The organism is Arthrobacter sp. 179, assembly GCF_052379645.1.
Lineage (GTDB): Bacteria > Actinomycetota > Actinomycetes > Actinomycetales > Micrococcaceae > Arthrobacter_H.
The window spans coordinates 1-8,778 of the sequence record NZ_JBQSYU010000042.1 but is presented as its reverse complement, the minus strand read 5'-3'; the positions used below and the strand labels follow the sequence as shown (position 1 = coordinate 8,778).

Annotated in this window: 9 protein-coding genes; 8 read left to right on the top strand and 1 reads right to left on the bottom strand. The window is 64.0% G+C overall.

Going from position 1 to position 8,778, the window contains the following annotated elements; all coding sequences use genetic code 11:
- The coding region (locus ACT3UE_RS15445) for a choice-of-anchor G family protein (protein WP_444567007.1) at positions 1-1,958 on the bottom strand (1,958 nt) is incomplete at its 3' end.
- A gap of 304 nt (positions 1,959-2,262) precedes the next feature.
- Here ACT3UE_RS15445 and ACT3UE_RS15440 point away from each other — a divergent pair.
- The 8 genes from ACT3UE_RS15440 (at position 2,263) to ACT3UE_RS15405 (ending at position 8,676) form a co-directional block, all read left to right on the top strand.
- On the top strand, positions 2,263-2,754 hold the full coding sequence (locus ACT3UE_RS15440; RefSeq protein WP_444555415.1) for a response regulator: 492 nt from the start codon (positions 2,263-2,265) through the stop codon (positions 2,752-2,754).
- Positions 2,751-2,942, top strand: a complete 192-nt coding sequence (locus ACT3UE_RS15435) for a response regulator transcription factor (protein WP_444555414.1) — start codon at positions 2,751-2,753, stop codon at positions 2,940-2,942. Before ACT3UE_RS15440 ends, ACT3UE_RS15435 begins: the two co-directional genes overlap by 4 nt.
- Positions 2,943-3,127: 185 nt before the next feature.
- Complete coding sequence (locus tag ACT3UE_RS15430; RefSeq protein WP_444555413.1) at positions 3,128-3,724, top strand: SipW-dependent-type signal peptide-containing protein; 597 nt, start codon at positions 3,128-3,130, stop codon at positions 3,722-3,724.
- A gap of 6 nt (positions 3,725-3,730) precedes the next feature.
- Positions 3,731-4,339, top strand: coding sequence for a SipW-dependent-type signal peptide-containing protein (locus tag ACT3UE_RS15425; RefSeq protein ID WP_444555412.1), 609 nt, complete (start codon positions 3,731-3,733; stop codon positions 4,337-4,339).
- Positions 4,340-5,710, top strand: a complete 1,371-nt coding sequence (locus ACT3UE_RS15420) for a signal peptidase I (RefSeq protein ID WP_444555411.1) — start codon at positions 4,340-4,342, stop codon at positions 5,708-5,710.
- Complete coding sequence (locus ACT3UE_RS15415) at positions 5,703-6,251, top strand: hypothetical protein (RefSeq protein WP_444555410.1); 549 nt, start codon at positions 5,703-5,705, stop codon at positions 6,249-6,251. Before ACT3UE_RS15420 ends, ACT3UE_RS15415 begins: the two co-directional genes overlap by 8 nt.
- Positions 6,252-6,345: 94 nt before the next feature.
- Positions 6,346-7,770, top strand: coding sequence for a phytoene desaturase family protein (locus ACT3UE_RS15410; RefSeq protein WP_444555409.1), 1,425 nt, complete (start codon positions 6,346-6,348; stop codon positions 7,768-7,770).
- Between the two features lie 9 nt (positions 7,771-7,779).
- Complete coding sequence (locus ACT3UE_RS15405) at positions 7,780-8,676, top strand: DUF4031 domain-containing protein (RefSeq protein WP_444555408.1); 897 nt, start codon at positions 7,780-7,782, stop codon at positions 8,674-8,676.
- Positions 8,677-8,778: the final 102 nt, after the last annotated feature.

The window sequence follows — 8,778 nt, the reverse complement described above, 5'->3', positions numbered from 1 at the left end:
GCATCCGTGTCAGCATCCGTGTCAGCAGTCGCGTTCACATCAGCATCGGTGTCAGCGTCAGCAGCAGTAGCCGCATCAGCGTCCGTGTCTTCGACAACAGCGAAATCGGTTTCAGCCGTGGAATCATCACCGGATTGCGTAGCAACGACAGTGTGATCACCCGGCTCAACTTCCGGGAACGTGACTGACCAGGTTCCGTCCTCATCCACGGTTGCTGTCTGTGAAGTTCCATCGTCGCCGTCGAGGACTACGACAACTTCCTCACCCGGTTCCCCTGTTCCTTCAACCGGAACGTCTGAGGTGCCTCCCGCAGGTGCAGTGACTTCCGAGCCCGGTGCCGGATTAGTGATGGCAACTGTTTCGATTTCCTCTTCGGCAATTCGCACATATGACGTTGCGAGTCCCACGTTGGCTGCATCAGCGCGCGGCAACAACGACAGTGCGAGTGCGGAGACGTGGAAGTCGGCCGGCAACGTGACGTCCTGAGATTCGGTGCCCAGGTTTGCAGCGCTGCCGCTCTGCTTGTTGATGGTGACTGATACGACCTCGTCCAGAACTCCGCTCAGAACCGGGGAGAGGGTATTCAGAACCGGAGTCGCAACACCCGTCAGGCTGTCAGTCAGACCGCTAAGCAACGGGTTCACAACTGCGCCGACACTCTGCGTCAGCGGAACAACCAAGCTATCCGCGACAAAATCCAACACCGGGTTGAGCAGAGTCGGCAAAAGGCTAATCTCCGCGTCAACGTTCGGGTCTGCCCCGGAGGTTCCCAAGAAATCGCCCAAGGCGCCGTCAATTGTGAGGTTCCCTGTAGTAGCAGAGACAAAGGGCGGTTTAACACTGAGGCCTGTTTCGAGCGTCAATGTTGCTTCGTTGATAGCCTTCGTCAGCTCCGTGTTGAGCTGATCGGTCAACGAACCGACCGCTTCAGCCAGACCATCGGTCACCTTTTGCAGAGTAGCCGAACTAATGACTTCAGTGTTGGCTGGCAACCCATTGAGGGTTCCGCCGGCAACCGCCTTCTCCAGGTCGATGGTGATGGTTCCATCCGCCAGGTTCAGAGCAACCAGCCCGTCGGTGTCCGTGATGGTCGACTGCAAGAGGCCGTCGTTGATTGATTCCAGAGCGGAATCCAAATTACCGATGGAGATTTCCGTCGGCCCAAGATTCACCTTGGCGACGCCGAGGTTGACTTCAGTACTCAGCACGTCTTCGAGGGCGCCGGTGATGGCCCCGTTCTCGCCCACCGCCCCGTTCAGCGTGGTTCCCACACCGTTGACAACGTCACCGAGGTCGCCGCTCAGCGATCCGACCAGCGGGCTGTTGACGTTCGCCTTCAGATCGGCAACGGTGTAATCGCTCTTGCCTGTCCCTGCATCGAGGGTTGCCGTCGAGGCGATTGCCCCGACTTCAAGGTTGAGCTGATCGATGACTTCATCGGTAAGACCGTCAACACCCAGCTGACCCAGCAGGCGAGTGAGCTCGACCGTTGCGTTTTCGGAGCTTCCGCCTCCACCGGCGTTGGCATCGATGGCCCCGTCCGCGCCCACCAGGCCGGCCGAAGCAGTGGCCTTGGTCGGCTCCGTGGCTTCCGCATAGCTGTGCAGCGCACCGAGTGCGCCAAGATCCAGCAGACCATTACCGCTGCCGTCATCAATCAACGGCAGTTGCAGCGACGGAAGTGTCAGGTTCACAGCACCGAGTGCGCCGACGTTCAGCGGCTCATAGTGTTCGCCCGGGTTGCTCGGCACGCCTGCTTCGCTGGTGGCGGCTTCCAGAAGGTCCAGGCTCAACACATCGCTGGAAATAACCTGTCCACGGGCTTCCGATACATCAGTATCGGCGGCCGAAGCGATTCCCGTCTGGAACATCAAGAGGCTGGAAACCATCGTGCCCGCCAGAATTCTCTTGGGGGTCAGGAAACGTCTTTTCCCGACCTCCAATGGTTTAGTTGCCAAGCTCAAAGGCCCTCCCAAATATTTGCGATCTAGTGATGAAGTGGTGGGAGCAGCCATCTTCCGGCCAAGATCCCCCCACGAAGAACCCTAAGGATTCAAATGGCGGATCGGTCTGGCCGTTCAGCTAGACATGAATAGCCGATGGGCCTCACGTCGACGACGGGCACCAGGGCGCGAAATGCCCCTGCTGAATTGAGGTCTCGTCCCGAAAGTAGGCTATTAATAGTTCCATAGCCGTATAAGTACTCGAGGGAACGCCTCGGCAGCGTCCACGGAGAGCCAGGGGGCTCCGGAGGGAGAAAACATGGGCGAAAAGCGGCTCAGAGTCCATGCCGCGGATAGCGATGTCATGTCGCTACTCGCCGTCAGGCATATTTTTTCACAGACCTGCGACCTCGAATTGGAGAGCGTCACCTCCAACGGAACCGAGGCCGCGGAGACGGCGATCCTGGCCAAACCCGACATCGTCTTGATGGAAACCAATGTCACCGATGTCGACAGTCTGACGGCGACGAAGATGATCTGCTCAGAGGCCCCCGAGGTCAAGGTGGTTTTCCTCTCCACGGTTCACGACGCCGTCAGCATCAGCCGCGCCTACGCGGCCGGCGCCAGCAGCTTCCTCGCCAAGAGCTCCATTGTCCGTGAGCTGTCCTCTGCCTTGAGACTCGTCTCCCTCGGCCATCAGATCTTCTCCTCCTCATCTGATCAACAACGACTCCAGATTCCAGGCTCGGCTGAGGGCGGGCCCCAGGAGCAGATCATTGCCCGCTGCGGCGAACTTACCAGCGGCTATTGATCGCTGTCGCCCAGGGCTGCACGAACCAGGAAATCGCCGCTACCCTTCATGTCAGCGAAGGCACGGTCAAAGCCCATATAGCCAAATTCAATTCCCAGTTGAACATCAGCAACCGCGTACAACTCGCCGTGGCCGTCGCCCAAGCAGGACTCCTGGACACCAGAGACGCCAACTCCTTCGTCCGCTAGAAACCCTCCCGCACACCCTCCCCACCGGCGGCGGGCCTACGATAGCCAATCGGCCAGAGTGCAGCGTCCGACTAGCCAGAAATATCCTGGATTCCCAACAGGTCACCCTTGAATCCATAGCATGGTTCCGGGTGTCCCATTTAGTCCGCGATGTGGGCTGGCACCAACCGCACGAGGGGGAAGCCATGCAGGCAGATTCAAAGAAGAAGTTCCGCGCCGTTCTCGTCGGAGGACTGGTGGTGGGGGTCGGGGCCGCAGTAACGCTCGCGGCCTGGAACGACTCCGAATTCGCCCAGGGGACCTTCGCGTCCGGACAGTTCAATCTGGAGGGAAGCACCACCAGCTCGACCGAGGGATTCGCCGACCACCCCAGCAGCGAAGATGCCGCCGCACTGACCTTCGAGGTCAACCCGGAAAACATGAGCCCGAACGACAGTGTCTACGCTCCGTTCTCGGTTCGCCTGGATGAAACGACGACCAATGATGCTTCCGTCGATATCACGGCAGCCGCCGGTGGAACGACCACCGGCATGAGCTACCGTTTGATCCAGACCGAGGCCTTCGGCTGTGATTCCGACACCGCGGGCACCGACCTGGTCCCGGCAGGTACCGCTTTGGGCTCCGTCTCCGGTGCAGCCGCCTTCGATCTGGCCAAGGGTGCTGCGGCGTCGGCCGGCGAAGCCACCAATCTCTGCTTCATAGTCACGGCCGACGACGACCTGGCACAGGACCAGACAGGCACTTCCACCTGGGAATTCACGGCGACCAGCAAGGACAGCTAGCACATCGTGGGAACACATGGCTCAACCTCACCAGAACGCACCGGCGGACGCCGAGCTAAAATCCGGGCGCTGCTGATCGGCGCGTTGGTCATCGGTGTGGGTGGTGCCACGACGTTGGCGGCTTGGACCGATGGTGAAAATGCTACCGGGACCTTCGGCACCAGTGTCTTTGGCATCCAAGGCTCCACGAACGGCAGCGCTTTCGCGAAGCACCCCAGCGACGCACCTGCATCCTTGGACTTCGCTGCCACGGGCATGACCCCAGGCGATAAGGCCTTCGCCTCGTTCGACGTTCGGACCACTGCTGGAACCACGATCGATGGAACTGTTGCCGTGACCGACGCCACGGTGGCCGGGGACTCGGCCATCACCGGGAACCTCAGTTACCGGGCGGCAGCAGTACCAGCCGGAACCAAGTGTTCCTCAACCGTCTATACCGGGGCGGCCCAGAACATCGGCACGGTCTTTCCCCTCCCTGCTCAAGCCGTCTCCGCAGCTGGAGCGAACACCGTCCGATATTGCTTCGAGGTGACCCTGGCGGCTAAGACGCCCAACACGGCACAAGGAAAATCCGGTTCCGCGACCTGGGTATTCAGCGCAACATCGGCCACGTAGATGCGACCTGTCCCCACCCGATCCCGCCGTCCTTCCGCCGGGAAACTCATTGGTGATCTGGTCCTGAACCTCGCTGCGGTCGGAGGGGCCCTGTGTCTGGTGCTGGTGGTGTTGGCTTTCGTCTTCAATATTTCGCTGATCATGTTCAAGACCGGCTCCATGACCCCGACGATCCCGGCAGGGTCGGTGGCAGTCATCCGACAGATTCCTGCCGAGCAGATCAGCGTCGGGGACGTGATCACGGTGGATCGTCCGGGAAAGCTGCCCGTTACGCACCGGGTCGTGGAGTCGTCCCCTGGAGATGCCGCCGGCCAGCGCGTCATCCGGCTCAAGGGCGATGCCAATGACACCGCGGACATCGCCCCCTACACGGTGGCCGAGGCAGGCCTGGTGCTTTGGCATGTTCCGGGGATGGCCAAGGTCATTGTTGGCATGTCGAGGCCCTGGGTCCTCGGTCTGATCACGCTCGCTGCCGGGGCCCTAGTCACTTGGACATTTTGGCCACGTCCGCCCGGGAACACGAAGGACAAAGCCTCAGGAAACGCCCCCGCAGGACCGGCCACCACCGAAGAAACGCCAGCGTATTGCGAAAGCCGGACCGGCACATCCGCCCCCTCCCCGAAGATCCGCCGCCCAGGGCGCCATCCAGGAGGAGCACTTACTCTCCTGCTCGGCATGGCGGTCTTCCTCTCCCCCATGACCCTGACGGTCCCTTCGGCCCAGGCAGACCCGGCGGACCGCCAGATCAACGGACGGTACCTGAGACTGACCTCCGTGGCGGATCCGGAAGCGATGACGACGTTGGCTCCCGGCGACTCGGTCGTCTGGCAGGTCGGGATCAGCGCCGATCCGCCCTCGCCCGGAAAGATCGAGGTCGGCTATGCCTTCACCGGGCGTCGAGCCCTCCCGTTGGAGATCACCACGACGGCCTGCACGACGCGTTGGCATGAGGGACGCTGCCCCGGGGCGGAAGTCCCAGCGGCGGGGATTTCGGCATCCGGCAACACCAATTCTGGCCCCCTCCTGTCTTTCGGAACCGGGGAACAGCGTTGGGTCCGCCTTCAGGTCCGTGTCCCGAGCGATGCCGCAGTGGCCCAGGATGCGGTGACCCGGCTCAGGCTGGTCGTCGCCGGGGCGGGCGAAGAGGTCTCGGCCAATCCAAGCGGTCCGTCGCCGGAAACCGGGACAGACCGGACGGGGAGCCCTTCCGAGGGCTCCGTAGCCGACCCCGGACGCCCGATCGTTGAGCCACTGCCCTCCACCGGCGGGGACGTCCTAGGTGCCCTGTTCTGGGGATTGATCGCCGTCGTGGGCGGTGTGGCCGTTTCCCTGGTCGCCCGGGTCGTTCAACGCAGGTCCCATCGTGGCTGACGTGCGTTCCGTCCGCCGGTTGTTGTCCCGGTCCTCACCACTGCTGGTCGCCGTGCTGGCGCTGACTCTGCTCGGAGCCTCCGGGGCAGGCATGGCGGAACCCACCGAGGCCCAATGGGCGGATGCCGAATCTTCGTCGGGCCGGTTCACCGCCCTCCGGGTCGAATCCCCCACCCCGAACGGCGGCTGCACGTACGTCCCGCATGCCTTGAAGCCGGATAAAATCCTGCTCTACTGGCACCTTCCCGCCGGTCAAACGCTGGAGGACATCAGATTTGAGGCCAAAAGCAACCGGGGTATCAGCATCGTGGACAAACTCAACAATTTTTCCTTCCTTGATGACTCGCATCCCGACGCCGGGCCGAACAACTACAGGACCGAGGTCCCGGTCGGCTTGCTCAGCGCTCTGTTGGGCCTCGGGGCAAAGATCACGTTGACCCTGACCAGCACGGCGGGAGCCTGGACATCCGCACCGATGAGTGCCGTCGCGACACTGCCCACGCTGACCATCGGAGGAAAGTGCAGCAACGTACCGGCCTAGGGGCGGAACGGTCCCCGACAGGCAGCACCGCCAACCATGCCGAGGCCCACTGTAGGGTTGTCGATGGACAACTTCCTCGAAGACGGAGTCATTGATGTCACGTACGGCCATCGTCGTCGGATCGGGCCCCAACGGCTTGGCCGCCGCGGCCTTCCTGGCCCGCCAAGGCGTTGACGTGACGATCCATGAACAAGGCCCCCTGCCGGGAGGCGCAGCACGATCGGCAGAACCACTCGGGGAAGGTTTCATCACCGATCTGGGTGCCGCGGGCCACCCCTTCGGCGTGGGCAGCCCGGCTTTCCGGGAACTCGGTCTGGCCGACCACGGGCTCGAATGGGTCCACCCCACCTACCCCATGGCCCATCCGCTGCCCGGACGCGACTCCGCACTGCTCCAACGCGATGCCTCATTGACCGCTGCGAGCCTCGGCTCCGACCGGAACGCCTGGCGCCTGCTGCACCAGCCGGTGGTCAAGCATCCTCATCGAACGCTGGAGAACATCACCGGGCCGCTGTTGCGTCTGCCGCCGCATCCGCTGTCGATGGCCTCCTTCGGCATCCGGGCCGGTTGGCCGGCCCATCTCCTGGCCCGTCGCCTCTTCGAAACCGAGGAAGCCCGCGCACTCTTCATCGGTTCAGCGGCCCATTCCATGCTGCCCCCCACCCATCCGTTCACCGCCGCGTTCGGCCTGGTCTTCGGAGGGCTCGGGCAGTCGTTGGGATGGCCCGTGGCCCGGGGTGGAACCGGCCGCATCGTGGATGCCCTGCTAGCGGTATTGGACCAGCACGGGGCAAAGATCCACACGAATTCCCCGGTGACCGACCTGCGCGATCTTCCCCGGGCCGATGCCGTCCTGCTGGACCTCACCCCCCGCCAGATCCTCAAACTCCAGGGGGCCGGGTTGGAGGACCGCTATCGCCGCCATCTGGCGAAGTGGAAGTACGGCATGGGCGGCTTCAAGGTCGACTATCTGCTCGATGGCCCCATCCCCTGGTCCGACCCGCGGACTGCCGAAGCCGGAACCGTTCATCTGGGCGGGACGATGGAGGAGATCACCGAGGCAGAATCGGCCACCCAGCGGGGGCACCTGCCGGCCCGGCCCTTCGTCCTGCTCTGCCAGCAATCCACCGCCGATCCCAGCAGGACCCGGGACGGTCGCCACGTGGTGTGGGCCTACGCCCACGTCCCCAACGGGTGCACCGCCGATGCGGCCCCGCTCATCGATGCCCAGATCGAACGCTTCGCCCCCGGATTCCAGGACCGCATCATCGGCCGGGTCGATTCCTCACCCCAGGCGTTGGAATCATGGAACCCCAACCTGGTGGGCGGGGACATCGGAGGCGGATCACTCCGTGGGCTCCAACAGGTCCTGCGCCCTGCCCCGACCTTGCGGCCTTACAACACCGGGACGGCGGGACTCTACATCTGTTCCTCCTCCACGCCCCCGGGCGGGGGTGTGCACGGGATGGCCGGCTGGCATGCCGCCCGGGCCGTGTTGCGCGATTGGGATCACCGGTAATCTGGGTCCATGGCCATCCTCATCGATCCGCCGCTGTGGCCGGCCCACGGCACGGTGTTCTCACATCTGGTCTCCGACGTCTCGGTGGAGGAACTCCACGCCTTTGCCACGGCTGCCGGGCTGAGTCGGCGCGCGTTCGACCGCGACCACTATGACGTCCCCCTCCGGCGCTTCGATGGCCTGGTTGCCGCGGGGGCGCATCCGGTCCCGGCCACCGAGCTGGCGCGGCGGCTGATCCGTTCCGGGGTGCGCGTCCCGGCCCACCAACGCCCCGAGCGCCTCCAAGGGGTCCTCACCGATGCCTGGGACCGGATGCTGCCCGGCTGCCCCTGGATCGCCTCAGAACTGATGGAACGCTGGTCCGAACCGCACCGGCATTACCACGACCGGGCCCATCTGCTGGCCGTTCTGCGGGCCCTGGACCTGTTGTGTTCGCGCGGGGAGGCCATTGGAGCGCATCCGCGCGCACCGTGGCTGGCGGCCTGGTTCCACGATGCCGTCTATGCCGGAGTCGCCGGCCGGGATGAGGAGGATTCAGCCCGGTTGGCCGAAGAGCTCCTTCCCACGGCGGGTCTGCCCACGGCCGAAGTGGACGAGGTGGCCCGGCTGGTCCGTCTGACCGCCGACCACCGCCCCGCAGGGCACGACGCCGGTGGCCGGCTGCTTTGCGATGCCGATCTGGAGGTCCTGGCCCGCCCCGGCCCGGCCTACCGACGCTATGTCTCCGCGGTGCGCCGCGACTACGCCACGGTCTCCGATGCCGACTTCGCCCGGGGCCGCGCCTCCGTCCTGCGGTCCCTGCTCGATACCGAAACGCTCTTCGGCACCACCAGCGGACGGGATTTGTGGGAGGAGCCGGCCCGGAACAACCTCGCCATCGAGTTGGCGGGACTACCGGGGACCTGACCCCCACCGTTCCGGATTTTAACGACGCCGGCGCGGCCCCTCGTTTCCGAGGTGACCGCGCCGGCGTCGTCGTGCAGGGGCTGAAAGGCCCGGGAGGCTAGA

What these genes read in the sequence shown, in the direction of transcription:
- ACT3UE_RS15440 (WP_444555415.1), top strand. Translation starts at nt 2,263, where the DNA reads ATGGGCGAAAAGCGGCTCAGAGTCCATGCCGCGGATAGCGATGTCATG.
- ACT3UE_RS15430 (WP_444555413.1), top strand. Translation starts at nt 3,128, where the DNA reads ATGCAGGCAGATTCAAAGAAGAAGTTCCGCGCCGTTCTCGTCGGAGGA.
- ACT3UE_RS15420 (WP_444555411.1), top strand. Translation starts at nt 4,340, where the DNA reads ATGCGACCTGTCCCCACCCGATCCCGCCGTCCTTCCGCCGGGAAACTC.
- ACT3UE_RS15410 (WP_444555409.1), top strand. Translation starts at nt 6,346, where the DNA reads ATGTCACGTACGGCCATCGTCGTCGGATCGGGCCCCAACGGCTTGGCC.
- ACT3UE_RS15405 (WP_444555408.1), top strand. Translation starts at nt 7,780, where the DNA reads ATGGCCATCCTCATCGATCCGCCGCTGTGGCCGGCCCACGGCACGGTG.